This is a genomic window from Amycolatopsis sp. NPDC051102, from assembly GCF_040682815.1.
In the GTDB taxonomy this organism is placed as follows: Bacteria; Actinomycetota; Actinomycetes; order Mycobacteriales; family Pseudonocardiaceae; genus Amycolatopsis.
In genome coordinates, this window is record NZ_JBFBBT010000003.1 from 361706 (window position 1) to 386943 (window position 25238).

Annotated in this window: 29 protein-coding genes; 11 read left to right on the top strand and 18 right to left on the bottom strand. The window is 72.3% G+C overall.

Annotated features, from left to right (window positions below; translation table 11 throughout):
• Positions 1-60 precede the first annotated feature (60 nt).
• A complete protein-coding gene (locus AB0M93_RS12150; protein WP_364271660.1) occupies positions 61-900 on the top strand; it encodes a LysR substrate-binding domain-containing protein in 840 nt (279 codons plus the stop codon).
• Here AB0M93_RS12150 and shbA read toward each other — a convergent pair.
• Together shbA and AB0M93_RS12160 are read right to left on the bottom strand one after the other, a co-directional pair.
• Positions 897-1493, bottom strand: a complete 597-nt coding sequence (gene shbA, locus AB0M93_RS12155) for an RNA polymerase sigma factor ShbA (protein ID WP_364272845.1) — start codon at positions 1491-1493, stop codon at positions 897-899. The genes AB0M93_RS12150 and shbA overlap by 4 nt on opposite strands.
• A gap of 146 nt (positions 1494-1639) precedes the next feature.
• Entirely contained in the window at positions 1640-2128 is a 489-nt protein-coding gene (locus tag AB0M93_RS12160) for a sigma-70 family RNA polymerase sigma factor (protein WP_364271663.1), read from the bottom strand.
• A 498-nt stretch (positions 2129-2626) separates the two neighbouring features.
• On the opposite strand from AB0M93_RS12160, the gene AB0M93_RS12165 reads away from it, so the two are divergent.
• Positions 2627-2890 (top strand): WhiB family transcriptional regulator, encoded by a 264-nt coding sequence (locus AB0M93_RS12165; protein WP_003056777.1) that lies wholly within the window; start codon positions 2627-2629, stop codon positions 2888-2890.
• A 169-nt stretch (positions 2891-3059) separates the two neighbouring features.
• On the opposite strand, the gene AB0M93_RS12170 is transcribed toward AB0M93_RS12165, so the two are convergent.
• Positions 3060-4049 (bottom strand): RNA polymerase subunit sigma-70, encoded by a 990-nt coding sequence (locus AB0M93_RS12170; protein ID WP_364271666.1) that lies wholly within the window; start codon positions 4047-4049, stop codon positions 3060-3062.
• Positions 4050-4088: 39 nt separating this feature from the next.
• Between AB0M93_RS12170 and AB0M93_RS12175 the strand changes: the two genes are divergently transcribed.
• On the top strand, positions 4089-4832 hold the full coding sequence (locus AB0M93_RS12175; RefSeq protein WP_364271669.1) for an SDR family NAD(P)-dependent oxidoreductase: 744 nt from the start codon (positions 4089-4091) through the stop codon (positions 4830-4832).
• Positions 4833-5019: 187 nt separating this feature from the next.
• The gene (locus AB0M93_RS12180; RefSeq protein ID WP_364271672.1) at positions 5020-6231 is read left to right on the top strand and encodes an LCP family protein; all 1212 of its coding nucleotides are present in this window, start codon (positions 5020-5022) and stop codon (positions 6229-6231) included.
• A gap of 3 nt (positions 6232-6234) precedes the next feature.
• Here the strand turns inward: AB0M93_RS12180 and AB0M93_RS12185 are convergent, their stop codons facing one another.
• The 12 genes from AB0M93_RS12185 to AB0M93_RS12240 form a co-directional block, all read right to left on the bottom strand.
• On the bottom strand, positions 6235-7425 hold the full coding sequence (locus AB0M93_RS12185; protein WP_364271675.1) for an acyl-CoA dehydrogenase family protein: 1191 nt from the start codon (positions 7423-7425) through the stop codon (positions 6235-6237).
• Position 7426: 1 nt separating this feature from the next.
• Positions 7427-8338 (bottom strand): 3-hydroxyacyl-CoA dehydrogenase NAD-binding domain-containing protein, encoded by a 912-nt coding sequence (locus AB0M93_RS12190; protein WP_364271678.1) that lies wholly within the window; start codon positions 8336-8338, stop codon positions 7427-7429.
• Positions 8335-9081 carry an acetoacetate decarboxylase gene (locus AB0M93_RS12195; protein WP_364271681.1) on the bottom strand — a complete coding sequence of 249 codons (747 nt, stop codon included), beginning with the start codon at positions 9079-9081 and terminating at the stop codon, positions 8335-8337. The genes AB0M93_RS12190 and AB0M93_RS12195 overlap by 4 nt, the downstream gene beginning before the upstream one ends.
• Positions 9078-9821, bottom strand: a complete 744-nt coding sequence (locus AB0M93_RS12200; protein ID WP_364271684.1) for a crotonase/enoyl-CoA hydratase family protein — start codon at positions 9819-9821, stop codon at positions 9078-9080. The genes AB0M93_RS12195 and AB0M93_RS12200 overlap by 4 nt, the downstream gene beginning before the upstream one ends.
• Before the next feature lie 23 nt (positions 9822-9844).
• The gene (locus AB0M93_RS12205) at positions 9845-10984 is read right to left on the bottom strand and encodes a CoA transferase (protein WP_364271687.1); all 1140 of its coding nucleotides are present in this window, start codon (positions 10982-10984) and stop codon (positions 9845-9847) included.
• 118 nt (positions 10985-11102) lie between these two features.
• Positions 11103-12008 carry a LysR family transcriptional regulator gene (locus tag AB0M93_RS12210; protein ID WP_364271690.1) on the bottom strand — a complete coding sequence of 302 codons (906 nt, stop codon included), beginning with the start codon at positions 12006-12008 and terminating at the stop codon, positions 11103-11105.
• Positions 12009-12311: 303 nt separating this feature from the next.
• Positions 12312-13694 (bottom strand): HAMP domain-containing sensor histidine kinase, encoded by a 1383-nt coding sequence (locus AB0M93_RS12215; RefSeq protein WP_364271693.1) that lies wholly within the window; start codon positions 13692-13694, stop codon positions 12312-12314.
• Positions 13691-14377, bottom strand: a complete 687-nt coding sequence (locus AB0M93_RS12220) for a response regulator transcription factor (protein WP_364271696.1) — start codon at positions 14375-14377, stop codon at positions 13691-13693. Before AB0M93_RS12220 ends, AB0M93_RS12215 begins: the two co-directional genes overlap by 4 nt.
• Positions 14378-14423: 46 nt before the next feature.
• Positions 14424-14624: a hypothetical protein gene (locus AB0M93_RS12225; RefSeq protein WP_364271699.1), complete on the bottom strand. Its 201-nt coding sequence runs from the start codon at positions 14622-14624 to the stop codon at positions 14424-14426.
• Entirely contained in the window at positions 14621-15025 is a 405-nt protein-coding gene (locus AB0M93_RS12230) for a hypothetical protein (RefSeq protein ID WP_364271702.1), read from the bottom strand. The genes AB0M93_RS12225 and AB0M93_RS12230 overlap by 4 nt, the downstream gene beginning before the upstream one ends.
• A 69-nt stretch (positions 15026-15094) precedes the next feature.
• Complete coding sequence (locus AB0M93_RS12235) at positions 15095-16846, bottom strand: CocE/NonD family hydrolase (protein ID WP_364271705.1); 1752 nt, start codon at positions 16844-16846, stop codon at positions 15095-15097.
• A gap of 12 nt (positions 16847-16858) precedes the next feature.
• On the bottom strand, positions 16859-17401 hold the full coding sequence (locus AB0M93_RS12240) for a TetR/AcrR family transcriptional regulator (protein WP_364271708.1): 543 nt from the start codon (positions 17399-17401) through the stop codon (positions 16859-16861).
• Positions 17402-17424: 23 nt separating this feature from the next.
• Between AB0M93_RS12240 and AB0M93_RS12245 the strand changes: the two genes are divergently transcribed.
• From AB0M93_RS12245 to AB0M93_RS12255, 3 genes are all read left to right on the top strand, one after another.
• Positions 17425-17847, top strand: a complete 423-nt coding sequence (locus AB0M93_RS12245) for an SRPBCC family protein (protein ID WP_364271711.1) — start codon at positions 17425-17427, stop codon at positions 17845-17847.
• Between the two features lie 40 nt (positions 17848-17887).
• Positions 17888-18259, top strand: a complete 372-nt coding sequence (locus tag AB0M93_RS12250; protein WP_364271714.1) for a helix-turn-helix domain-containing protein — start codon at positions 17888-17890, stop codon at positions 18257-18259.
• 79 nt (positions 18260-18338) lie between these two features.
• Positions 18339-19046 carry a M50 family metallopeptidase gene (locus AB0M93_RS12255; protein WP_364271717.1) on the top strand — a complete coding sequence of 236 codons (708 nt, stop codon included), beginning with the start codon at positions 18339-18341 and terminating at the stop codon, positions 19044-19046.
• Here the strand turns inward: AB0M93_RS12255 and AB0M93_RS12260 are convergent.
• Both AB0M93_RS12260 and AB0M93_RS12265 read right to left on the bottom strand, forming a co-directional pair.
• Complete coding sequence (locus AB0M93_RS12260) at positions 19043-19693, bottom strand: response regulator transcription factor (RefSeq protein ID WP_364271720.1); 651 nt, start codon at positions 19691-19693, stop codon at positions 19043-19045. The two genes, AB0M93_RS12255 and AB0M93_RS12260, sit on opposite strands and share 4 nt — an antisense overlap.
• Positions 19668-20903, bottom strand: coding sequence for a histidine kinase (locus AB0M93_RS12265; RefSeq protein ID WP_364271723.1), 1236 nt, complete (start codon positions 20901-20903; stop codon positions 19668-19670). The genes AB0M93_RS12260 and AB0M93_RS12265 overlap by 26 nt, the downstream gene beginning before the upstream one ends.
• 231 nt (positions 20904-21134) lie before the next feature.
• On the opposite strand from AB0M93_RS12265, the gene AB0M93_RS12270 reads away from it, so the two are divergent.
• Entirely contained in the window at positions 21135-21788 is a 654-nt protein-coding gene (locus tag AB0M93_RS12270; RefSeq protein ID WP_364271726.1) for a GPP34 family phosphoprotein, read from the top strand.
• A gap of 5 nt (positions 21789-21793) precedes the next feature.
• Here the strand turns inward: AB0M93_RS12270 and AB0M93_RS12275 are convergent, their stop codons facing one another.
• On the bottom strand, positions 21794-22405 hold the full coding sequence (locus tag AB0M93_RS12275) for a TetR/AcrR family transcriptional regulator (protein ID WP_364271729.1): 612 nt from the start codon (positions 22403-22405) through the stop codon (positions 21794-21796).
• A gap of 93 nt (positions 22406-22498) precedes the next feature.
• Between AB0M93_RS12275 and AB0M93_RS12280 the strand changes: the two genes are divergently transcribed.
• From AB0M93_RS12280 to AB0M93_RS12290, 3 genes are read left to right on the top strand one after another with little or no spacing between them, the layout of a single operon-like run.
• Positions 22499-22996 (top strand): PH domain-containing protein, encoded by a 498-nt coding sequence (locus AB0M93_RS12280; RefSeq protein ID WP_364271732.1) that lies wholly within the window; start codon positions 22499-22501, stop codon positions 22994-22996.
• Positions 22993-24462: a PH domain-containing protein gene (locus AB0M93_RS12285; RefSeq protein WP_364271735.1), complete on the top strand. Its 1470-nt coding sequence runs from the start codon at positions 22993-22995 to the stop codon at positions 24460-24462. Before AB0M93_RS12280 ends, AB0M93_RS12285 begins: the two co-directional genes overlap by 4 nt.
• Positions 24463-24471: 9 nt before the next feature.
• Positions 24472-25236 carry an isocitrate lyase/phosphoenolpyruvate mutase family protein gene (locus tag AB0M93_RS12290; protein ID WP_364271738.1) on the top strand — a complete coding sequence of 255 codons (765 nt, stop codon included), beginning with the start codon at positions 24472-24474 and terminating at the stop codon, positions 25234-25236.
• Positions 25237-25238 lie beyond the last annotated feature (2 nt).

Genomic DNA, 25238 nt, shown 5'->3' on the forward strand with positions numbered 1-25238 from the left:
CTCATTGTGAACCCCGATGACCGGACTGACTGTCATCGCGAATCGCGATAACCTGCCCGGGTGCTGGATCCCCGCCTGTGCCGTTCGTTCCTCGCCGTCGCCGAGACGCGCAGCTTCACCGCGGCCGCGCGGCGGCTCGGGGTCGGCCAGCCGACCGTCAGCCAGCACGTCCGGCGGCTCGAGCGCGACGCGGGCGGGCTGCTGTTCGCCCGCGACACCCACACCGTCGAGCTCACCGCGCGGGGACAGGCGATGCTCGGGTTCGCGCAGACGATCGTGGACACCGAAGAGCGCGCGCAGCGGCACTTCCGCGGCGCCGAGCTGCGCGGCCGCGTGCGGTTCGGCGTGTCCGAGGACTTCGCGCTCGGCGAGCTGCCGGAGATCCTGCACCGGCTGCGCCGCAGTCACCCGCTGGTCGACGTCGAGCTGACCGTCGAGCTGTCGGACGTCCTGGCCCAGCGGCTGCGGGCCGGCCGGCTCGACCTGGTGCTGGGCAAGCGCCGGCCGGGCGCGCACCACGGCCGGCTGCTCTGGCGGGAGCCGCTGGTCTGGATCGGCTCGGCCGCCACGGTGCTGGAACCGGGGCAGCCGGTGCCGCTGGTGCAGTACCCGATGCCGTCGATCACGCGGCAGCTGGCGGTGGAGTGCCTCGAGCGGGCGGGCCTCGAGTGGCGCGCGGCGTGCCAGACCTCCAGCCTCACCGGCCTGCGGGCCGCGGCGGCGGCCGGGCTGGGCGTCACCCTGCACGCGCGCAGCCTGGTCCCGGCCGACCTGATCCAGCTCGACGGCCTGCCCGACCCCGGCGACATCGAGTTCATGCTGCTCGCCCGCGAATCGGTGGAAGGGCCGGCCGCGGCGCTGGCGGAGTTCGTCCTCGAGCGCGTCCGGCGCGATTCCTAGCCCTCTTCGCCGGTGAGCAGGCGGCGCAGGCGCCCCAGCGCGCGGTGCTGGGCGACGCGGACCGCGCCCGGGGTCGAGCCCACGGCCGCCGCCGTCTCCTCCGCCGACAGGCCGACCACCACCCGCAGCACCACGATCTCCCGCTGCTTCGCCGGCAGCACGTCCAGCAGCCGGGCCAGCCGCTCGTTCAGCTCGAACCGCAGGGCCTGCTGTTCCGGGCCGGCGGATTCGCTGACGCCGTCGGGGACCTCGGGCACCGGGTCGGCGCGGTTGCGGGCCGCCGCGCGGTGGGCGTCGGCGACCTTGTGCTGGGCGATCCCGTAGACGAACGCCAGGAACGGGCGGCCCTGGTCGTGGTAGGACGGCAGCGCGGTGAGCACGGCCAGGCAGACCTCCTGGGCGACGTCGTCCGCCGAGGCGAAGGACCGCTCGTGGCGGCCGACGCGGGCCCGGCAGTAGCGGACGACCAGCGGCCGGATGGTGGCCAGCAGGCGGGCGGTGGCCGCGTAGTCACCGGCGATCGCGGCGGCGACCGGCTCGTCGTGCCGCCGCCAGTGCGGCGGGAACGCTTCGGGAGGCGGGGCCGCGGCGATCTCCCGGACGAGCGCCCGGCTGCGCACCCGCAGCAGGGTGCCCTCGACGTCGAGGCCGGCGCGCAGCGAGTCGTGCAGCGCGGCGTTGGACGCGCGCAGCAGCTCGGTGATCGCGCGATCCCCGTACTCGGTTGCCGGCATAACGCTCACCTTTCCCTGTCCCGCTGGTCACCGTGCCGTGCGGCCCGGTGGCGCCGGAGTCGTTCCCGCACGTGGCGGAGGGTGGAACGGACGGTCGCGGGGGCGATCCGGAGCGCCTCCGCGATTTCGGCGGGCGTGAACCCGTCGAGTGACCACGCCAGGACCATCCGCTGCCGGCCGGGGAGGGAGGCGAGCAGGTCGATGAGTCCCGCGTGCTGCTCGACCAGCCCGGTGAGTTCCTCGTCGTCCCGCGGGTCGCCCGCCAGGGTCCAGTCCGCCCGGCCGCCGCCCGGCGCGTCCAGCAGCCGCCCGGCGACCCGGCGGACCCAGGCCCGCGGGTCCTCGAGGGTCGGCCACGCCTCCAGCGCGTGCAGCATCGCCTCGGCGGCCACGTCACGCGCCGTCTCGACCTCGAACCCGGCCTTGCAGAGGAAGGCGACGAGCTGCGGGAAGTCGGCGCGGAAGAACGCGTCGAACTCGTCGTGACCGTGCACGGACTCCTCACCACCCCTCGCCTCACAAGGACAGGTGCGCTGAGGTGCCGCCCACGTGTAACGATCCGATCAAGACTGCTCGGTAGGAGTAATGCACCGCGTTGCGTTGGTGACGCGTCGTGACAACCGGTGCGCGAACGGCGGGTTCCGGACGGGCGGGCGGCGGGCCCCCAGCCGGATGCGATCACCGTGTTTCGATCATGCCGGAGCCGGAAACCCCGTCCGGACAACGCAAAAGCCGACGGTCCGCAACCGTTCGGCCGCGGTGCGCCATGGGCGGGCTTCGCCGATCGGGTGACGTGATCGACATCGAGATCCCGGGAAGAAGGGCGTACTCTCATGTGTTGCAGTCTTGGTTGCCCGGAGGGTGAGCCGGGGACCGAAGCCAAAACCCCCTTGACCCAGGCGGATACGCTCGCGCGTCCGCCGGAGTTAAGTCGGTTGACGCGCCCCAACAATGGGAAGCAGTAGTAGTAGAGAAGGAGGTGAACGAAGGAAATGGAAGCCACGATGACGGGCTGGGCGGAACTCGCGGCCTGCAAGGACGAGGACCCGGAACTGTTCTTCCCGATCTCCGAGGTGGGGCCCGGCGCCCGGCAGACCGCACAGGCGAAGGCCGTGTGCGCGCGCTGCCCGGTACGCGCCGAATGTCTCGGCTACGCGCTCGACAACGGCCTGGACCACGGCGTCTTCGGTGGCACCACCGCGGACGAACGCCGCCGGCTGGTGCGTACCGCGCCACAGCGGCACCGAGCGGCCTGACGCGCTGCCGGTGACCTCTTCCCGGCGGCCTCGAGCATAAACACAGAATCCGGAAGAAATTTCATTCCGGTCGTGTGCGCGCCCGGGTGGGTGATTCCTCGCGGATCACCCACCCGGGCTTTTTTCACCGTTCCCCATCAGTGGGTGAACATGCGATTCGGTGCATCTTTCACGCGGACCTGGCATCGCGGTCGCCCGGCCACGTCGCCGGCAGGTCCCACGCCGCCGCCGTGGCCGACTCGAACGCGGCCATCGCCGTGATCAGCCCGTCCTCGATCGTGAGGAGGGTGACGCCGAACCAGCGGTATTCGCGCTCTCCCGGGCGACGCAGGTAGCCGGCCACCGCGGGCTGGCGGTTGGCGCGGACCGGCCGCATCCGGAACCGCCCGATGCAGTGCGGCGACGCGGGGTCCATCGACAGCGACAGAGCGTGGATGATCGAGGCGCGGTTGCCGAACCAGAGCGGGTACGGCGGCATGATCGCCTGGGCGTCCGCGCGCAGCAGCCGGGCGACCGCGGCCGGGTCGCCGTCCTGGTACGCCGCGATGAACCGCTTGAGCAGCGCGGTTTCCTCGGCCGTCGGGTCGCCCGCCGTCCACTCGGCACGCCGCGCGGGCAACCGCTCACGCAACGTCGCACGGGCCCGCTGGAGGGCACTGTTGGCCGACGCGACGCTCGTCTCGAGCAGCGACGCCGTTTCCTTCGCGGACCAGCCGAGGACGTCCCGCAGGATCAGCGCGGCCCGCTGGCGGGGCGGCAGGTACTGGACGGCGGCGAGGTAGGCCAGCTCGATGGTCTCCCGCTCGACCACGGCGTCGGCCGGGCCCGCGCCGTCGAGCAGCCGGTCCGGGTACGGCTCGAGCCACGGCAGGTCGACGGCGGTGACCGGGCCCGCCGGCTCGCCCGCCGGGCCGAGCTGGTCGGGCAGCACGCGCCGCGGACGGCGGGCGAGGACGTCGAGGCACGCGTTCGTCGCGATCCGGTAGAGCCAGGTCCGCACGCTCGCCCGGCCTTCGAAGCTGTCCCGGGCCTTCCACGCGCGCAGGAACGTCTCCTGCGTGAGGTCTTCCGCATCGGCCAGTGACCCGAGCATCCGGTAGCAGTGCACCTGGATCTCCCGGCGGTGCCGTTCGACGAGCGTCTCGAAGTCCTCACCCACGCCGGCACGCTAGCGCATCCGGGCTGGAAGACTGCGTCCATGAGCGGAACGGTGCTGGTGCTCGGCGGACGCAGTGAAATCGGGCTGGCCGTGGCGAAACGCCTGGTCAGCGGGGATGTGCGGCGGTTCGTCCTGGCCGCGCGGCCGGGTGCGGACCTGGCCGCGGAGGTGGCCGCGCTGCGTGCCGCCGGTGCCGAAACGGTGGACACGGCCGAGTTCGACGCCGACGACCTGGCCGCGCACGGCACCTTCCTCGACAAGGTCGCGGCCGAGCACGGGCCGCTCGAAACCGTCGTGCTCGCCTTCGGCGTCCTCGGTGACCAGGCCCGCGCCGAACGGGACAGCGCCCACGCCGCCGCGATCGTGCACACGGACTACGTCGCCCAGGTCAGCGTGCTGACTCACGCCGCGAACCTGCTGCGCGCGCAGGGGCACGGCCGGCTCGTCGTGTTCTCGTCGGTGGCCGGGATACGGGTGCGCCGCGCGAATTACGTCTACGGCTCCGCCAAGGCCGGGCTCGACGGCTTCGCGAGCGGCCTCGCCGACGCGCTGCACGGTTCGGGGGTGCAGCTCCTGCTCGTCCGGCCCGGGTTCGTGATCGGCCGGATGACCGAGGGCATGTCGCCGGCGCCGTTCTCCAGCACCCCGGACCAGGTCGCCGACGCGACGGTCGCGGCGCTGCGCCGTGGCCGCGGGGTCGTCTGGGTGCCCGGGGTACTCCGTCCGGTCTTCTTCGCGATGCGTCTGCTGCCGCGCGCGATCTGGCGCCGGATGCCGCGCTGAGGCCGTTGTGGCTTGTGCCACAGCACTTTCCCGTGCGCACTTCGGTACCGTGCGTGGCAAAACCGGCCGCCGCGCTCGGCCGATCGGGCAGCGTCACAGCATTCCGACAACTTTCTCAGCTGATTCCCAGCTAACGCGGTGATCCTCGGGAGAGGGGAACCGTCAGCGGGAAGCAAGGGGAAGTGTCGTGCTGTTGTCGTCGCGGGGGCGCCGCATCGGCGGCCGGGTCGCGCTCGGCGTCGTCTCCACGGTGGTGCTCGGCGCCACCGGCTACCTGTGGACGCAGCTGAGCGGCCTGGACGCCGGCATCGTCACCGCCGACGTGATCCCGCCCGCCGCGCAGGTCGACAACGATGACACCCCGCCCGGCGAACCGCTGAAGGTCGCCCAGAACCTCCTGCTCGTCGGGATCGACGCCCGAACCGACGCGTACGGCAACCCGTTGCCACAGAACGTGCTCGACGCGCTGCACGCCGGAAGCGGCGACGACGGCGGCGACACCACCGACACCATGATCGTGGTGCACATCCCGGCGGGCGGGGCGGCGGCGACCGCGATCTCGATCCCGCGCGACTCCTATGTGGACATCGCGGGCGGATACGGCAAGCACAAGATCAACTCGGCGTACAGCCGCGGCAAGAACGCCTCGATGTCCGGATTGCGCGCCCAGGGGCTGTCCGGCGCGCAGCTGGAGGTGGCGGCGAACGCGGTGGGCGCCAAGACGGCGATCCAGACCGTGGAGAAGTTCACCGGCCTGACGATCAACCACTACGCGGCGATCAACCTCGCCGGCTTCGACGCGCTGTCGCAGGCCGTCGGCGGCGTCGAGGTCTGCCTCAAGGCGCCGGTGCACGACAGCTACTCCGGCGCGGACTTCCCGGCCGGGACGCAGACGCTGTCCGGGGCGCAGGCGCTCGCCTTCGTCCGGCAGCGCCACGGCCTGCCGAACGGCGACCTGGACCGGATCGCGCGGCAGCAGGCGTTCCTGTCGGGAATGGCGAAGACCGTGCTGAACACCGGCACGTTCACCGACCCGGCGAAGCTGTCCGGCCTGGTCAGCGCGGTGCAGGGGGCGGTCGTGCTCGACCGGGGCTGGGACATCCTGAGCTTCGCGCAGCAGCTGCGGGGGATGACCTCGGGCGCGATCGCGTTCGTCACGATCCCGGTGCAGAGCCTGTCACTGCAGACGCCCTACGACGGCGACGCGGTGAAGGTCGACCCGGCCCAGGTCCAGCAGTTCGTCCGCACGGCCGTCAGCACCCCGGCCGTCCGGGCTTCAGGCGACGACACGACCGGCGGCGTCAAGCCGGTCGCGGCCACCGGAACGAAGACACCGCAGCCGGGCACTTCGGACACGAAGCAGCCGGCGACCACCACGGCCGCCGGCTGCGTCAACTGAGCCTCACACGAAGGCGGACTGTCCCGTGATCGCCTTGCCGACGATCAGGGTGTTCATCTCGCGCGTGCCCTCGAAGGAGTAGATCGCCTCGGCGTCGGCGAAGAACCGGGCGACGTCGTAGTCGAGCACGATCCCGTTGCCGCCGAAGATCTCCCGGCTCCAGGCGACGACCTCCCGCATCCGCGAGGTGACGAACGCCTTCGCCAGCGACGAGTGCTCGTCCTGGAAGATCCTCGCGTCCTGCAGGCGGGCCAGCTGCACCAGCATGCCCCAGGAGGCGGTGATGTTGCCGAGGCTCTTCACGAGCAGGTCCTGCACCAGCTGGAAGCGGGCGATCGGCCGGCCGAACTGCTGCCGCTGCTTGGCGTAGCCCAGTGCGAGCTCGTAGGCGCCGATCATCACGCCCAGTGCCTGCCAGGCCACGCCGCCGCGGGTGGCGCGCAGGATCTCGGCGACGTCGCGGAAGGAGTTGATGCCCTGCAGGCGGTTCTCCTCCGGCACGCGGACGTCGGTCAGGGTGATTTCGGCGTTTTCGACGATCCGGAACGCGGTCTTGCCCTGGATCTTTTCCGCCACGAAGCCCGGCGTGCCCTTCTCGACGACGAAACCCTTGACGTGGTTGTCGTCGAGGTCCCGGGCCCACACCACGACGTAGTCGGCGAAGGTGGCGTTGCCGATCCACTTCTTGGCGCCGTTGAGGACCCAGCTGTCGCCGTCACGCTTGGCCGTGGTGCGCATGCCGCCGGCGACGTCGGAGCCGCCCAGCGGCTCGGTCATCGCGAACGCGCCGATCTTGTCCATCGCGGCCATCTCGGGGAGCCAGCGGTCGCGCTGCTCCTGGCTGCCGCCGGAGTAGATGGAGTACATCGCGAGTCCGTTGTGGACACCGAAGAACGTCGCCACGGACGCGTCGGTGCGGCTCATCTCCATCGCCATCATGCCGGTGAGCAGGTGGCTGACCGCTTCCTTGTGCTCGCCGTAGCCCTCGTAGGGCAGGCCCGCAAGGCCGGCGCCGCGGAACATCCCGATCAGTTCCTTCGGGAACGTGCCGGCTTCCCAGTTCTCGTTGACCAGCGGCTTGACGTCGTTGCGCATGAACTCGCGCGCCTGGACCAGCAGCTTGCGCTCGTCGTCCGGCAGCAGCGCCTCGAAGTCGTAGAAGTCGGCGGTGAGCTTGTCCTTCAGCGGTTCCATTTCAGTTCTCCTCCAATGCGGACAGGATGGCGAGCTGCTTGCGGTCGCGCGTCTCGGCGAGTTCCGAATACGTGGAGGAGCCGTAAGCCTTTTCGACGGCTTCGATCAGCCGTTCCTGCTCTTCGGGGCTCTGGCTGGGAGTGCCCAGCCCGGCCCACATCTTCTTCATGGACTTGCCGATGTGCTCGGCCATGTGCCGGTAGCCACCGGGGCCGCCGCCCAGGTGCGAGCCGAGGAACGGCCCGACCGTGGCCCAGCGGATGCCGAGCGAGTTGGTGATCACCTTGTCGAGGTCTTCGGGCGTGACGACGCCCTGCTCGACGAGGTAGATCGCTTCGCGGCTCAGCGCGTTCTGCAGGCGGTTGCCGACGAACCCGGGGATCTCCTTGCGCTCCACGACCGGCGTCCGGCCGACGAAGGTGTAGAAGTCCACGGCTGCCTGCACCGATTCGTCGCTGGTGTGCGTACCGGGGACCACCTCGACCAGCGGGATCAGGTGCGGCGGGTTGAACGGGTGTCCGATGAGGACGCGGCTGCCGTCGATCTCGCCGGTGAAGGCCGTGGACGGAATGGCGCTCGACGAGCTCAGCAACAGCGCGTGCTTCGGAGCCTGCTCGACGAGCCGGCCGAACAGGTCCTTTTTGAACTCGACGTTCTCGGGACCGTTCTCCTGCACGACATCCGCGTCCCGCACGGCCTCGGTGACGTCGGCGGCGATGTGCACGCGGTTCGCCAGGTCTTCGGCGGTCGTGCCGAGGTGCGGAGCGTACGTCTTCAGCGCTGCTTCGACGGCGTCGGCGAGGTCGGGGCGGGGGTCGGTCACCCGGACGGTCAGGCCGTGGCTCGCGAACAGGGCCGTCCAGGACAGGCCGATGGTGCCGGCGCCGATGACGGCGGCGTTGGCGAACTTCATGACTGCGCTCCCTTCAGGTAGTCGAAGACCGGCTTGACCGGGGCGAGCGTCAGGTCGGTGCGGATGTGGCTCGCGGAGACGACCTCCAGCACCGGGAGATCCGCCAGCGGGGCCAGGACGTGCTGGAACAGCTGCAGCCGCGCCGGGCCGGTGTAGGCCTCCTTGACCACGACGTCGGTGATCTCGGTGCGGACCAGCTCCTGGACGCGCGGGGCGCCGTCGTAGCCGGGGATCGTCTTGAGCATGAACGTCGGGACGGTGATCTGGCGTTCGGCCTCGCGGGCGTCCAGCTCGTGGTGCTTGTAGCCCATGGTCGCGGTCGCCACCCGGAGCGTCCCGTAGTCCAACGTGCCCACCAGGACGCCGTTGTCGACATAGAGCTTCGGGCTGCCGGCGGTCTTGGGGTAGGCGCTGACCTCGCGCCCGGACGCGGTCGCCGGGAAGTTGTCCAGGTACATCGCGTGCAGGTACTCGCCGCGTTCGCCGTCGAAGCTGACCTCGATCGCCTGGCCGGACTCGGTGTACGGGCCGTAGCCGGAGACGTCGCCCATCTTCATGACTTCGAAGCGCACCAACGGTTCTTCGACCTGCAGCGGCTCGGGAACGACGGCGCGCAGGGCGTCGGCGTCGGTGCGGTAGACGATGTTCAGGTACTCGCGGTCGGTGAACCTCGGGACCACGGGCGCGAACGCCGGGGCGGTCAGCGGGGTCGTCACGTGCTGCCGGACTTCTTCGATCTTCATTCGCCTGTCCACTTCGGAGCGCGGCGCTCGGCGAAGGCGGTCATGCCCTCGCGGACGTCCTTGGACTGCATCAGCTTCTTGATTTCTTCGCGCTGCGCGGCCTTGGGATCCGCGGCACGCACGATCTTCTTGACGGCGGCGAGGGCCAGCGGCGCGTTCTCCGCCAGCTTCTCGGCGAGGCCCACCGCGACCGCGGCGGCGTCGCCGGCCGGCGTCACGCGGTTGACCAGGCCCAGCTCCCCGGCGCGGCGGCCGGTGACCGGCTCGCCGGTGAGCAGGAACTCCATCGCCAGGTGGTGCGGGATCCGCTGGGGCAGCCGGATCACCCCGCCACCCGCGGCGATCAGGCCGCGCTTGACTTCGGGGAGCCCGAACGTGGCGTCTTCCGCGGCGACGATCAGGTCACAGCCCAGCGCGAGTTCGAACCCGCCGCCCATGGCGAACCCTTCGACCGCGGCGATCAGCGGCTTGGTCAGCTCGGCTTCCGTCAGGCCGCCGAACCCGCGGCCCGGGATGTCCGGAGACTCGCCCTTGAGCGCGGCCTTGAGGTCCATCCCGGCGCTGAAGGTGTTCTCGGCTCCGGTCAGGACGCCCGCCCGGAGCGTGGGGTCGCTCTCGAGTTCGTCGAGGGCGGCGGCCAGCTGGGCCGCGACGGCGGCGTTGACCGCGTTGCGGGCCTGCGGCCGGTCGATCGTGATCAGCAGGGTGCTGCCGATCCGTTCGGTGCGTACTTCGGTCATGATCTTGCTTCTTCCGGTTCGGCTCAGTTCAGTTCGGCGAGGACTTCGGCGGTGTCCTGGCCGGCCAGCGGGGCCAGGCGGCGGATCGAGCCGGGCGTCGCGGAGAACTTCACCGGGATGCCGACCGTGCGGATGGCGCCTTCACTCGGGTGCTCGACGGTGTCCAGCAGGTGGCCGTCGCGGACGTACGGGTCCTCGTGGGCCTTGTCCAGCTCCAGCACCGGGGCCATCGGGATGCTGTGCTTCGCGCAGACCTCGGCCCACTCCTCGGTGGTCAGCGCCGGGGCGCACTCGGCGATCCGCACGCTCAGCCACTCGTTGTCGGCGCGGTCGATGGCGTCGCCGTTCACGCGCGGGTCCTCGGCGAGGTCGGGGCGCTCGGCCGCCGCGAAGAAGTCGCGGAAGTTCTTCGGGTTGTACGGGATGACGCAGGCGAGGCCGTCCTTGGTGCGGACCGCGGCGTGGCCCTTCGTCATCGACAGCGCGAACCCGGTCGGGCCTTCGGCCGGCTCGTAGGTGTGTCCGGCGAGGTGCTCGACCAGGTTGAACGCGAGCAGCGTGTCGGTCATCGGGATCTCGATCTGCTGGCCCTGCCCGGTCTTGTCGCGGTGCACCAGCGCGGCGAGCACGCTGTAGGCGATGGTCAGCGACGAAACCTTGTCGCCGATGATCGTCGGCAGGTAGACCGGCTCGCCCAGCGCCCGGTTGGCCACGTCGACCAGGCCGGAGGAGGCCTGCACGGTCTCGTCGTAGGCGGCGTTGCCGGCCTGCGGGGAATCGCTGCGGAAGCCCTGCGCGTGGGCGTAGACCAGGCGCGGGTTGCGCTCGGCGACGTCGGCGTAGTTCAGGCCGAGCCGGCTCAGCGCGCCGGGGCGCATGTTGGTGATCAGCACGTCGGCGGTGTCGATCAGTTTGAGGGCCTGCGCGCGCTCGGTCTCGTCCTTGAGGTTGAGGGCGACGCTGCGCTTGTTGCGGTTGACGTTGAGGTTCAGCGCGGTCATGCCCGGCGTGGTGCGGTACTGGCCCACCCGCACGGTGTCCGCGGGGGACTCGATCTTGATCACGTCGGCGCCCAGGTCGCCGAGGATCTGGGCCGCGTACGGGCCCATCACCACGGTGGAGAGGTCGATCACGCGCACGCCGTCCAGCGGTCCGGTCGTCATCTTTTCGTCCTTTCGTGCCTTGCTTGTTCGCTCTACTTACGAACGTAGGCGCGTCCGGCGTAAAAGGGAATGATCATGATGCGAACAATGGTATGACTCTGGTGGTCATACCATTGTTCTAGCTGCTGAGCGGTTCGGCGAAGATCTCTTTCGCGGCTTCGACGAGCTCACGCAGGTCGCCGTCGGTGCGGTCGCGCCGCCAGAGCAGGCCGGTGTCCAGCTGGGGGCGGAAATCCGTGAACGGCAGCACGGTGACGTTGTCGAGCCGGTAGCCGTGCATCGGGCTCTTCTCGTCGAGCATGGAAATGGAGAAGGCTTCGCCGCTGGAAATGATTTCGGACGTCCCGCCGTAGCCGGTGTTGGTCAGCCGGATGCGTTTCTTGACGCCGAGTTCGCTCAGCTGGTGATCGAGCTGGTCGAAATAGGCGGGGACGATTTCGCCTGGTGAGGCCACGTACGGGAATTCGGTCAGCTCGGCCAGGGAAACGGAGTCCCGCCCGGCGAACAGGTCGGCAGGCACGACGGCCCCGAGCCGTTCGGTCATCACGGGCAGCTGTTCCAGTGCGGGATCGGTGACGGGCAGCCGGGCGAGGGTGAGCGCGAGCTTCCCGTCGTGCACGCCCTGCACGAGATCGGCGGTGGTGCCCGGCCAGCGCTTGAGCTCGTACCTGTCCCGGACGCGCCCGGCGAGGGCGTTGACGCGTTCCCGCAGGTCAGGGTGCACCCCGGCGGGCATGCCGAGGAAGACGGTGCTGCGCTGCGGCGTGGTCGCCTCCCGGAGCTTCCACGGAATGGCGCTGACCTGCTCCAGGACGTCCCGGGCCAGCGGCAGCAGCGCGGCCCCGGCGTCGGTGAGGGTGACGTGGTGGGTGCTGCGGTCGAACAGCTGCTGCCCGAGCTCGTGTTCGAGGTCCTTGATCCGCTGGCTGAGCGGCGACGCGGCCATGTGCAGCTTCCGCGCGGCAGCGGAGAAGTTCAGTTCCTCGGCGACCGCGACGAAGTAGCGCAGGTGCAGCATCTCCATCCCCCGACCCTAAGGCCCGGCCGTGTCGTCCCTCCAATCACGCGAGATGACCTCCCAATCACGCGTGATGTCTCCCCAATCACACGAGATGCCCGTCTGATCACGCGAGTCCCGGCCCCGATCACGTGAGTCCCGCGTCCCGGACCTGCGAACTCGCGTACCTGAACGGTCGCCGGCGTACCTGGAGGGGCATCGCCCGTGATCAGCGGGGTATCTCCCGTGATTGGAAGGGTATCTCGCGTGATTGGCGGGACGACTCGCGTGATTGGCGAGACGACACGCGTGATTGGAGGGACGACACGGTCAGGGGCGGGGGAGGGGGACGGTGGTGGAGGTGAGGGGGAACGTCAGGGTGAAGGCGGCGCCGCCTTCGGGGGCCGGGCCGGCCGTCAGCGTTCCACCCATGCGGGTGACGAGGCCGTGGACCAGGGCCAGGCCGATGCCGGAGCCGACTGGGCGGCGGTCGCGGTAGCGCGCGTTCAGGACGCCGCGCTCGAACGCCACCGGGTAGTCCTCCGGCGCCAGGCCCGGGCCGCCGTCGCGGACCGCCAGGGAAGCCGACGTCCCGTCGGAAGTGAGCGCGAACACCATCGGTGCCCCCGCGGGGGTGACGCGCAGGGCGTTCTCCGCCAGCCCGTCGACGACCTGGCGCAACCGCCGCGCGTCCGCGAGCACCAGGACCGGCGACGCGAGTGCCGAGACCGACAGCGCGACGTCCTCCCGTTCGCACCGCAGCCGCCACACCTCCGCGCAGTCGCGCACCAGCGCCGCCAGGTCCAGCGATGCGACGTCCAGCCGGAACTCGTCGGCCCCCAGCCGGGCCAGCTCCAGCAGGTCCGTGACGAGCCGCTCCAGCCGTGCGGCCTCCCGCTGGATCGTCTGCCCGGCCCGGACCGCGTCCGGCCCGGTCGCGACGCCGTCCGCGATCGCCTCGGCGAAGCCCGTCACCGCCGTCAGGGGCGTCCGCAGCTCGTGGGACACCGACAGCAGGAACTCCCGCTGCCGCGCCTCGCTGACGGCCAGCGCGTCGGCCAGCGAGTTCAGCGACCCGGCCACCTCCGCCACCTCGCGCGGCCCCTGCACCGGCACCCGCACGTCCCGCCGTCCCGCCCGCAGCGAGCCCGCGGCGAGCGCGGCCCGGCGCAGCGGACGGCCCAGCAGCCGCCCCGAGACGAACCCCGCCGCAGCCGCCACGACGAGCCCGATCCCCAGCGCCAGCGCGATGTTGCGCACCAGCGCCCGCTGCGTCGCCTGGGCGTTCCGCGTCGGCAGGACCAGCGCGAACGCCGCTCCGCGCGGCCCGACCACCCGCGTCTCGACGAGGTACTGCGACCCCGCCACCGTGACGCGCTGGGACTGGTTGGCGCCGAGCCCGGCCTTGACCGCGGCCTGCACGGCGGCGCCCTCCCCGAGCGGCTGCCCGCCGGAGCGCCGGACCACCACCGAGATGCCCTGCCCGCGCACGACGTCGGCCACCTTGCCGACGCCCAGCCGGTTGCCGATGCCCGTTTCGTCCAGCTGGGACGCGACGACGTCGGCCTGCGCGGCCAGCGACGACTGCAGTGCGTTGTCCGCCGTGGTCCGGATCAGCCGGGACGCGACCAGTCCCGCCACGATCACCGCCACGCCCGCGACGGCCAGGCAGACCAGCGTGATCCGCCCGGCCAGCGTGCCCCGGAACCTCATGCCGGGTCCGCCGCGTAGCCGATGCCCCGCACCGTCCGGATCGGGCTCGACGGCCCCAGTTTCGCCCGCAGCTGTGCCACGTGGACGTCGACCGTGCGCGTCCCCGCCGCCGCGGCGTAGCCCCACACCGCGCTGAGCAGCTGGTCGCGCGAAAGCACCTGCCCCGGGTGCCGGAGCAGGTGCGTCAGGAGGTCGAACTCGGTCGACGTCAGCGAGATCTCGACGTCGCCCGCCCACGCCCGGCGGCGCAAGACGTCGACGCGCGCGCCGCCCACGGCGTACGTCTCCGCGGCCGGCGTCGGCCCCGCGGTCCGGCGCAGCACCGTCCGCACCCGGGCGGCCAGCTCGCGCGGGCTGAACGGCTTGGTCAGGTAGTCGTCCGCGCCGATCTCCAGGCCGAGCAGCCGGTCGAGTTCGTCGTCGCGGGCGGTGACGAACAGCACCGGCGTCCAGTCCCCGGCCGCGCGCAGCGCCCGGCAGATCTCGATCCCGTCCATTCCGGACAGTCCGATGTCGAGCACGATCGCCACCGGCTTGAGGCGCCGGACGGCGTCCAGCGCCCGGCCGCCGTCGGCCTCGACGTGCACGCCGAAGCCGTCGCGCTTGAGGTAGAGCGCCGTCAGCTCGGCGATCGCGGCCTCGTCCTCGACCACGAGGACGAGGCCGCGTCCCGGTGACCCCATGCCTGCTCCCGTCTCCGCCGTGGTTCAGAGGGGAGACGCTAGCCGGTCAGGGCGAGCCATCGCTGTTCATGTCGGACTCGATGCCGTTGAGCGTCGACTCGATCCCGCTCAGCTCGGAAGACGACACCGACGCCGGCGCCGGCGCGCTGCCGGACGGCGACCCCATCAGGTTGTCGCGGCAGGCCGAGCAGCCGAGCGCGATGAGCGCGGCGGCCCCGACCGCCGCCGCGACCCTCGCGCCCCTCACTTGGCCGGCTTGCAGTGCGCGGACGCGAAGGCGTCGAGCTTCTGCTTGGCCGCGTCCAGCTCGCCGATGCGGCCTTGCCGCTTGGTGGCGCGGTCGTCGAGCTTCTTCGCGCGGTCCTCGTGCCCGGCGGTGCGCTGGTCCTGGGCCCGCGCCTTGAGGTTGGCGACCGAGCCCTTGACCTCGGGACCGCCGTTGATCCGCTTCTCCAGGTTGTCGGCCTTCTTCTGCAGCTTGGGCACCCAGTCGCCGCAGACCTGCTGCGACTCCTCGGGGCTGAGCGTGATCGGCGCGACCGGCGCCGGCGACGTGGTCTGGGCCGAGGCCAGCGGCGCCGCCACCAGCAGGCAGGCCGCGCTCGCGCCGCCCGCCAGCGCGAGCCGCGTCCAGGTGGTTCCTCGCATCGTTTCTCCTCGTATCCGTTCGGGGGTACGAGGGAAACTCTGGCCGTGCGGTGTTCGGAGGGCGTCCGCCTAGTGTTCGGGCTTTGTAAGGCCGGCGGTGACCGACGTCCGCGCGAGGTCGAACGTCAGCGTGTCGCCGAAGGTCGGCAGCGCCGGGTCGAACAGCAGCCCGTCGGTGCCGCCGAGGAGCAGCCCGAGCCGGTGCCCCGCCGGCACGACGTGGTCGAGCGCGGTCAGGCTGAACGTCATCGTGTACGCCCGGCCCGGGACGAGCGGCTCGCCGTGCCACAGCGACGCGTGGTGCCCGAGATCGGCCCAGCCGGCGGCGACGATCCGGTGGTCGGCGGACACGACGTCGGCGGCCGTGTCGAGGAAGCACGCGCTGTCGGTATCGGTACTGGCGCCCCAGCACGACCGCGTCGCCAGGGTGCGCACGCCACTGCCGTACTCGGCGGTGTTGCGCAGCTCGGCCGGCCCGTAGTCGACGAGCGCGACCCCGATCCGGGCGGCGGTCTTGTCCGACGACGCGGTGACCGTCACCGACGGCGACCCGGCGATCCGCACCGCCGAGGTCAGGGGAGCGCCGGTGAACCGCGCAGCCGACACCCCGGCCGCCCACTGCTCGCGGGTGACGGCGGGATCGTCGGTGACGCTCGCCGTGCCCGACCCGTGCCGGCCCAGCGTGCCGTCACCCGACGGCCGGAACGTCGCCGGGGCCGTCGCGGGCGGCCAGTTCCGGACGTCGGTCCAGCGGTCCGGCGCGGTTTCGAGGTGCACGGCGGGCTCGCGCTCGACGCCGTTGCGCAGGCCGAGCAGCCAGCGGTCGAACCAGCGGTGCAGCGTCTCGACCCACTGCGCCCGCTGCAGGTCGAAGGGGTCGGTGTGGCCGGCCTGGCTCAGCCACGCCTTGCGCGGGACGCCGGCCCGGCCGAGTGCGTCCCAGTAGCGGGCGAACTGGTTCGGCGCGACGACCCAGTCCCCGAAGCCCTGCGCGATCAGCACGCTCGCCTGTCCGACGCGCGGGACGTGGTTCACGCTCTGCCAGTACGCGTTGTAGTCGCCGTTCGTGCCCGCACGCGCCTTGAGGTCCGCCTCGAACGGCTTGCACAGCTCGGCGGCGCGCTCGTTGTAGGTGAAGGACGACCCGGTGTTCTCCGGCGTGGCGAAGGGTGCGCCGTTGCCGATGACCTGGGCGTAGTTGTCGGCGACGCCTTCGATCGGCACGATCGTCTCGAGCCCGGCGATGCCCGAGGCGGCCATCCCGATCGCGGTCGCGCCGTCCTGCGACTTGCCGATCGCGCCGACGGCCCCGGTGGCCCAGTCCGCGGTCACCGGCCGGCCGCCGTCGGGGGCGTCGAACGCCTTCGCCCGGCCGTTGAGCCAGTCGACGACCGCGTTGCCGGAGCCGACGTCGTCGAAGCAGCCCGACGACCGGTTCGTCCCGCCGACGTCGGCGAGCACGACCGCGTAGCCGCGGGGCACGAAGTAGTTGTCCAGGAACAGCGGGAACTGCAGCGGGGTGCCGTCCGGTGCGTAGGTCTTCTTCTGCGTCTCGTTGCCCCGGCCGCAGCACGCGTAGTACGGGCTGACGTCGAGGATCGCCGGGACGCGCCCCCGCGCGGCGGGCCGGATGACGTCGGCGGCGACGCGGTCGGGCCGTCCGTCGTGGTCGTTGTCGGTGCCGGTCTCCACCCACGCCGTCTCGCGGATCGCGTCCGCGTAGGAATGGACCGGCCGGCTTTCCGGTGGTGACGCGGAAGCCGCGGGCGCGAGCCCCGCCGTCGTGAGCAGTGCGGCCGAGAACCCCAGTAGCAGTCGCATCGCGTCAGTGCATCACGGGTTTTCGTACCGCGCCAAGAACTTCTCCATGGCGGCGTCGACGGCTTCACGGTCGCCGGTGGTGACCAGGTCGAGCAGCAGCCCGCGCGCCACGGCGAGCCCGAGCCGGGCTTCGGCGGGCCGGTCGGCCTCCGGGACGCCGTACCGGGCGAGCAGGGCCTCGATCGGGCCGAGCCAGTCCTCGATGACGCCGTCGAGGAACTCCGCCGTGCCCGGGGTGCCGCCGAGGGCCTGGCCGTAGAGCTGGAAGAAGAGCTTTTCGTTGGCGCGCAGGCTTTCGTCGGTGAGCCGCCGCCAGAACTCGCGGCCCGCGTCCGCCGGGTCGAGGCCGGCCAGCGCGGCGCGTTGCCGGGCTTCGACCTCGGTCGCCACCGCCGTGAGCAGGCCCTCCTTGGAACCGAAGTGGTAGATCAGCATGCGGTGGCTGGTCCCGAGGTCCGCGGCCAGCGCCCGCAGGCTCCGGTCCGCGCCGCCGTGGCGGGCGATGTGGTCGATCGCCGCGTCGAGCAGTTTGGCGCGCGGGCTTGTGCCGATCATGTACCAGATGGTACACGTACCAAATGGTACAAAGTATTTCGGTGCACGCCAGGACGGCTGCCTCGGCCGACGCCGTGTACGCCCTGCTGCGGGACGGCGCGAGCTGGCCCACGTGGTCGCCGCTGGGGTCGTTCGAGCTCGTCCGCGAAGGGGAGGGCGAACCGGAGGGCCTGGGCGCGATCCGGCTGTTCAAGACCAACGGCGTCCGCTCGTACGAGAAGATCGTCGCGCTCGAGCCCGGCCGCCGGTTCGGCTACGCGCTGGAGCACGGCCTGCCGCTGCGGGACTACGTCGCCTACGTCGACCTCGCCCCGCGGGACGGCGGCACCGACATCCACTGGCACTCGACGTTCACGCCGAAGATCCCCGGCACCGGCTGGTTCTACCGGTGGTTCCTCGGCTCCTTCGTCAAGCGCGTCGCCGCCGGGCTGGCCGCCACCGCCTGAACGGCGTGTTACTCTCCCCAGGAGAGTGAGGAGGCGCGCCGTGGAGCCCGATCCGTACGACCGCAACTGCCCGACCCGCCAGCTGCTCGACCGCATCGGCGACCAGTGGACGGTGCTGATCGTCGGCGCGCTGAAGGACGGCCCGCTCCGGTTCACCGAGATCGGCCGCCGAGTCGACGGCATCTCGCAGAAGGTCCTGACACAGACGCTGCGCAGCCTGGTCCGCGACGGCATCCTCGCCCGCACGGCGTACCCGACGATCCCGCCGAAGGTCGAGTACGAGCTGACGTCCCTGGGCCGCAACCTGTCCGAGCCCCTGGACATGCTCGACCGCTGGGCCCGCCAGCACATGGCCTCGGTCCGGGAAGCCCGGGACGCCTACGACGCGGAGCACACGCCCGCGTCCGCGTAGCCGGGCGTCCAGTGGACAGCTCCTGGACAAACCGTCGCAGTACGGGTTCTGCCGCCCCGTCCGCGGCGACACTGTCGCGGTGCTCAACGAGACGGTGCCCCCTCCGGGTTGGGGAGTCGTTGCGATCACCGCGTTGTTCGCCTTCGCGGTGACGCTGATCTCGGTCGTCACGCCACCCAACGGCCGGCGAAGCCTCCTGCGCAACGCCAACGTGCTGGGCACCCTCTTCCACGAAGGCGGCCACGCGGTGGTGGCGCTGCTGGTGGGCGGGGGTGTCCGCCGAGTCGAGATCGACAGCGCCGAAAGCGGCTTGACGGTTTCACACGGCCATGCGGGCCTGGGCAGCGTCCTGGTCTCCGCCGCCGGCTACGCGATGCCGCCACTGGCCGGGCTGGGGGCCGCCGCTCTCCTCCACCGCGGGCACGTCTCGGCCGTGCTCGTGCTGACCCTCGCGGCGATGGTGTTCCTCCTGCTGCTCGCCCGGGACCCGCGCACCTTCATCATGATCGTCGTGGTGGGTGCGGTCGTGTACTCGGCTCTGCGCTACGCCCCGGGCTGGCTTCGCACCGCCATCGCCTACACCGAAGCCTGGCTGTTGCTGACCAGTGGACTCAGCGCCGTGCAGGTTCTCGTCGCGAACCGCCGCCTGAAGGGGTTCCGCGGTCACACCGACGATGCCGCCATGCTGGCCAAGCAGACCAAAATGCCGTCGCCGCTGTGGATCGGCGGGTGGTTCCTGCTGAACGGCTGGGCGATCTGGCACGCCTTCCCGCTGCTGTTCTCTTAGCGGGCAGCCAACCCCGCCTCGTGGGCCAGCAGCCCCGCCTGGGTCCGGTTGGTGCAGCCCAGCTTGACCAGCATGCGCGAGACGTAGCTCTTCACCGTCGCCTCGGCCAGGTGCAGCTTCGCCGCGATGTCCGCATTGGACAGTCCGGAACCGAGGCACGCCAGCACGTCCCGCTCGCGCTCGGTGAGATCGGCGATGCGCCGGCGCGCGTCTTCGCCGCGTTCGCGGCCGTCCGAAGACAACGCCACCAGCCGGCGGGCGGCCGACGGGGAGAGCACCGTGTGGCCGTCCGCCGCCACCCGGACCAGGCCGATCAGGTCCTCCGGGGGCGTCGACTTCACCAAGAACCCCGCCGCACCCGCACGCAGCGCCCGGATCACGTAGGTGTCCGCGTCGAACGTCGTCAGCGCGACCACCGCCGGCGGGTCGGGCAGCGCCGTGATCCGCGCGATCGCCGTCAGCCCGTCCACGCCCGGCATCCGCAGGTCCATCAGCACCACGCGCGGCCGGTGCCGGACCACGGCCTCGACGGCTTCGGCGCCGTCGCCCGCCTGCGCGACGACCTCGATGTCGCCGGCCGAGCCCAGGATCGTGCGCAGGTGCGCGCACACCATCGGCTCGTCATCGACCACGAGCACCGGGATCACTGTGCGTGCCTTCCGCTGTCGGGACGTAGGCGGGCAGTATCGCACCGACCCGGAACCCGCCGCCGGGTACCGGGCCCGCGTCGAAGCGGCCGCCGACCAGTTCGACGCGCTGCCGCAGCCCCGTCAGCCCGGCCCCGGAACCGCTGCCCGCCAGCGCCGGGTCGGGCGGCCGGGCCGCCGCCGTGCTGTCCACCGAGACGTCCAGACCACCCGGGTGGTAGCGCAGGGAGACCCGCGCCGACGCGCCCGGTGCGTGCTTGCGCACGTTCGTCAGCGCCTCCTGCACCAGCCGGTACGCCGTGCGCGCGACGGTCGGCGAGAGCTCCGCCGGATCGCCGTGCACCACGAGTTCCGTCGTCACCCCGACCGACCGGGACTCCTCGACCAGCCGGGCCGGATCGCCGGGCTCCGCCGGGCTGAGCGTCCGCGGCCCGGGCTCGGTCTCGTTGCGCAGGACGCCGACGAGGTCGCGCAGTTCGTCCAGCGCCAGCGCGCCTTCGCGGCGGATGTCCTCGGCCGCCGTCCGCACCGCCGGGTCGGGTGAGGTCACGCCGAGCGCGCCCGCGTGCAGCACCATCAGGCTGAGCCGGTGGGTGACGACGTCGTGCATCTCGCCGGCGAGCCGGCGCCGCTCCGCCGCGCGGGCCTGCTCGGCGAGCAGGTGCTGCTCGCGTTCGGCGCGTTCGGCCCGGTCGCGCAGCGACTGCAGAAGCTGGCGCCGCGCCTCGAAGTACAGCGACGCCAGCGCCGGCAGCGCGGTGCTGAGCAGGCCGAACGGCGTGGTCGCCCAGCTCGGCGTCCACGGCCGCGCGGCGATCACGGCCAGGACGCCGGCCACCCACAGCACGGTCCGCCGGTCCAGCACCCGCGCCGCCTGGGACAGGATCACCGGCGCGATCGTCGGGACCGTCGTGAGGGCGAGTGGCTGCACCGGCACCAGCAGGCCGGGCGCGAAGGTGTCGGACGCGAGCATGGCGACCGCCGCCGCGGTGACGACTGCGCACACCGGCCCGGGGAACCGGAACAGCAGCACGAGCGTGAGGTCGCAGCCGATCTGCAGGACCAGCCCGGCCGCCGGGCCCCACGCGCCGGTGGTCCGGTCGCCGAGGAGGAAGAAGAGGGTGTTCATCCCGGCGAACGCGAGGGCGGCGAAGATCAGCCAGCCGCCGTCGGAGCGGCTCGGCCACAACGGCCGCCGGGCGATGGTCACGCGCCTCACGGTAACCGCCCCCCGGCGCCGCCGCCCCGGGCGTGCAACGAAAGTTGCCGGTGATCACCCTCCTCGTCGGGTATCGCCGGGGACCCCGGAACCGGTGGACTGGGGCCACGCGGTGAGAGGGAGACGGCGGATGTCCCCGGCATTCGCCGTGCGTACGGTGCCCGCCGGCGTCGCTTCCCTGCCCGACGCCGGCGGGTCCCGGTTGCCGAGAGGGGAATGGGGATGAGTGAACTGTCGTTGCCCGCCCGGGCCTACCTGCTGGCGTGCGACACCCGGCGCGACCGGCTGCCGGACCGGGACCGCGTCGCGCTGCTGGTCCGCGCGGCGGCGTTGACGGACCTGGTGCTGCGCGGCCTGGTCGGGGACGCGGCCGGCCGGCCGGAGGTCCGCGGCGCGGGCGGGACGGGGCACCTGGTGCTCGACGACCTGCTCGCCGAGCTCGCCGCCGACCCGCACCGGAAGTGGCGCGCGTGGGTGCGCCGCGGCGCCCGCGGGACGCTGCAGTCCCTGGAGGCCCAGCTCGACGCGGCGGGCGTGCTCACGCTGCGGACGTCTCGCGTGCTGGGGCTGTTCCCGCGCCGCCGTCCGGTGGTCCGCGACGCGGCGACGGCGGCGGCGCTGCGCGACGAGGTGGTGTCGGCGTTGCGCAGCGACTCACCGGTACCGGCGGAGGTGGCGGCTTTGACGTCGCTGGCCGCGGCGGCCGAGCTGAGCGCGGTCCTCCCGCGCGGCGAGCGCCGCCGTCGCCGCGAGCGCCTGGCCCGGCTGGCGGACCAGGCGGGCGCGACGGTCCCGGCCCTGCGCAAGGTGATCCGCGAACTCCAGGCCGCTCGCACGGCCTACCTCGCGGCCAGTTCGGGTGGGGGCGGAGGCTGATCGGTTCAGGTGCGCGAGCCGCCCGCGGAGAAGAGGCGGTCGAGGTAGTAGTCCACTGTGGACACAGCTTCGGCCGGGGTGCGCTGGCCCATCAGGATCTCCGAGCCCTGCGAGTCCGCGATCGCCCACAGCAGGGACGCCTCGATCGCCGGGTCGGCCGACGCCGGGACATCGCCCGCTTCCTGCGCCTGGCGGACCTGATCGGCGAAGAACTGCAGGAGTTCCGGCATGCCTTCGCCGAAGGCCTTCGCCATTGCCGGGTCCGCCGCCGCGCGGATGAAGTAGGCGACGCCGATGAGGAAGTCGGCCTCGCTGTCGGGATCGCGCGGCAGGATCTCCACCAGGCACGCGCGCAGGATCGACCGCGGCGTCGGACGTCCTTCGGCGAGGATCTTCGCCGAGATCCGCTCGGTGCGGAGCTTGTGGCGGTGTTCGAGGGCGAACCGCAGCATTTCGTCCTTCGACTTGAAGTAGTGCTGCACCGACCCCATGGACATGCCCGCCTCGGCCGCGACCTGCCGCAGGCTGACGCCTTCCAGCCCGGCGCGCGTGGTCAGCCGTTGCAGTGCCTCGGCTATCTGCACCCGGCGCTGCTCGTGGTCCACCTGTTTGGGCAAGCTCGCTCCCGTTGTCATGCGATCGCATTGCGAACGCCCGGCATCCGCTGTTACGATGCGATCGCATTGCCAAACTACCAGGGGGGGTATCCGGTGGGGACCGGAACAGTGCGGCTGAGGCCGCCGCGTCACGCACTCGACCGTCGAGCGATCGCCTGGTGGCGCGCACAGGGGGCGCTGGTCTTCGTGCCGGTGGCGCTGGTGCTCGCGGCCCTCGGGCTGCTGATCCCGCCGGCCGCGGCCTGGCTGCTGGGCCCGGCCGCCGTCGTGGCCGTGATCGGCGTGGCGTGGTGCGCGGTGCTGCCGCGGTGGTGGTTCGGCCTGCACCGCTGGGAGATCACGGAAACGGCGGTCTACGCGCGATCGGGCTTCCTGTGGCAGGAGTGGCGCGTGGCCCCGCTGTCGCGGGTCCAGACGGTCGACACGCTGCGCGGCCCCCTCCAGCAGCGCTTCGGGCTGGCGACGGTCACGGTGACGACGGCCTCGGCGCGCGGCGCGGTGAAGCTCCGCGGCCTCGACGCCCGGCTCGCGGCCGACGTCGCCGAGCGCCTGACCGAACGCACCGACGCCACGCCCGGGGATGCGACGTGAGCGCCGAGCGGCCCTCCGGCCCGGACGGCTGGCGTCGTCTGGACCGGCGCACTCTCGGCGTCACCGCGGTCTTCCTGGCCGGCCTCGCCGTCTCGGCGGGCGTTCCGACCGCCATCGGAACCGGATCCCCGTGGCTCGTCCCGGCCGCCGTGCTCCTCGTCGGCGCGGGCGTGCTCGCCGAGTACGTCCGCTGGCGCTGCACCCGCTTCCGCTGCACGCCCGAACGCCTCGAAATCGAGTTCCGCTTCGCCGTCCACACGCGGAAATCCCTGCCGCGTGAGCGAATCCGCAGCGTCGACCTCACCGCCAACCCGCTGCACCGCGCGTTCGGCGTCGCCGCGCTGTCGATCGGCACCGGACAGCACGACAACATCACCCTCTCGCCGCTGTCCAGAGCGGACGCCGAAGCCCTGCGCACCCAGCTGCTGCACCGGCTCCCCGAACCGGCCACCGGCGGTCCACTCGCGACACTCGACCCACGCTGGATCCGTTACGCGCCGGTCTCCTTCGTCGCCCCGGCGCTCGGGCTGACCGCGTTCGGCGGGCTGTTCAAGGTCGCGGACTGGTTCGGGGCCGGCGGTGGCTTGCTGAACTGGCTGCTGAAGCTGTTCGGCGACCTGCCCCTCGCCGTGAGCATCCTGCTCCTGCTGGCCCTGGCGATGGTCGCCGGCGTGGCCGGTGCCGTGGGCCTGTTCGCCGAGATGTGGGCGAACTACCGGCTGGATCGCGAGCCCGGGGGCACCCTGCTCGTCCGGCGCGGCCTGCTCACCACCCGGTCGAGCACCGTCGAAGAGCGGCGCCTGCGCGGCGTCGAGCTGGTCGAGCCGCTCGGAGCCCGGCTCGCCGGCGCCGCGCGGGTGGACGCCATCGCCACCGGCAGGCCGCAGGACGACGACAAGACCGAAGCCAAGACGCTCCTGCCCGTGGCCCCGAAGCTCGTGGCGCACGACGTGGCCGAAAAAGTCCTGGGCGAGCGCATCGGAGCTGTCGAGCTGGTGCCGCACCCGGTGGCGGCCCGCGGACGGCGGCTGCGGTGGGCGCTCACCGCCGCGCTCGTGCCGGTGCTCGTCCTCCTGCTGCTCGGCGCGCTGCTCACCGACGTCCTGCTGGTGGCGGGCGGCGCCCTCGCCGTCGTCGCGCTGCCGGTGGCGGTCCTGCTGGCCCGGGACGCCTACCGCGGCCTCGGGCACGGCACCCGCGGCCGCTACCTCGTGACGCGCGCGGGTTCGGTCCGGCGGAGCACGGCCGTGCTCACGCGGGACGGGGTGATCGGCTGGACCGTGCGGCAGTCGGTGTTCCAGCGCCGTCGCGGGCTGGCGACGTTCACCGCGACCACCGCGGCGGGTGCCGGTGCCTACGCAATCCGCGACGCCGATGCCGCCGAGGGGCTCGCCTTCGCGGCCGAGGCCGTGCCGGGGGTGCTGGCGCAGTTCGCTTCGGTGCCCGCCGAAGCGTCGCGGACCTAGATTCGGGGCATGGAAGATTTCCGTGCCCTGCACGTCCCCGGCTCTCCGCTGCTGCTGCCCAACGCGTGGGAGTTCGGCGTCGGCGCCTTCCTCGCCGCGCAGGGCTTCCGTGCCCTGGGCACGACCAGCCTCGGCGTGTCCGCGGCGGCGGGGGAGCCCGACGGCGCGCCGTCGACGCGCGACGCGACCGTCGCCCTCGCCCGCCGCCTGGCGCGGCTGGACGTGCTCGTCAGCGTCGACATCGCCGACGGCTTCAGCGCGGACCCGGCCGCCGTCGCCGACCTCGCGGCGGAACTGGCGGACGCCGGCGCGGCCGGCGTCAACCTCGAGGACGGCCGCGCCGACGGCTCGCTCGCCGCGGCCGACGTCCAGTGCGCGCTGGTCAAGGCGGTGAAGGACCGGGTGCCGAGCCTGTTCGTCAACGCCCGGACCGACACGCACTGGGCGGGCGACCGCTCGCTCGCCGAGGCCGAGCGGCGGGTGCGGGCGTATGCGGCGGCGGGCGCGGACGGCGTCTTCGTGCCCGGCCTCGCCGAGCCGGGCGACGTCGAGCGGATCGTCGCCGCCGGCGTGCCGCTCAACCTGCTGTTCTTGCCGGGCAAGGTCACCCTGGCCGGGCTGGCGGAGCTGGGCGTCGCGCGGGTCAGCCTCGGCTCGCTGCCGTACCGGATGGCGCTCGCGGCCGCCGCCGGGACCGCGCTGGCCGTGCGAGACGGCCGTGACCTGCCGCTGAGCCCGCCGGCCTACGCCGACGTCACGGCCCTGCTGCCGTAAAT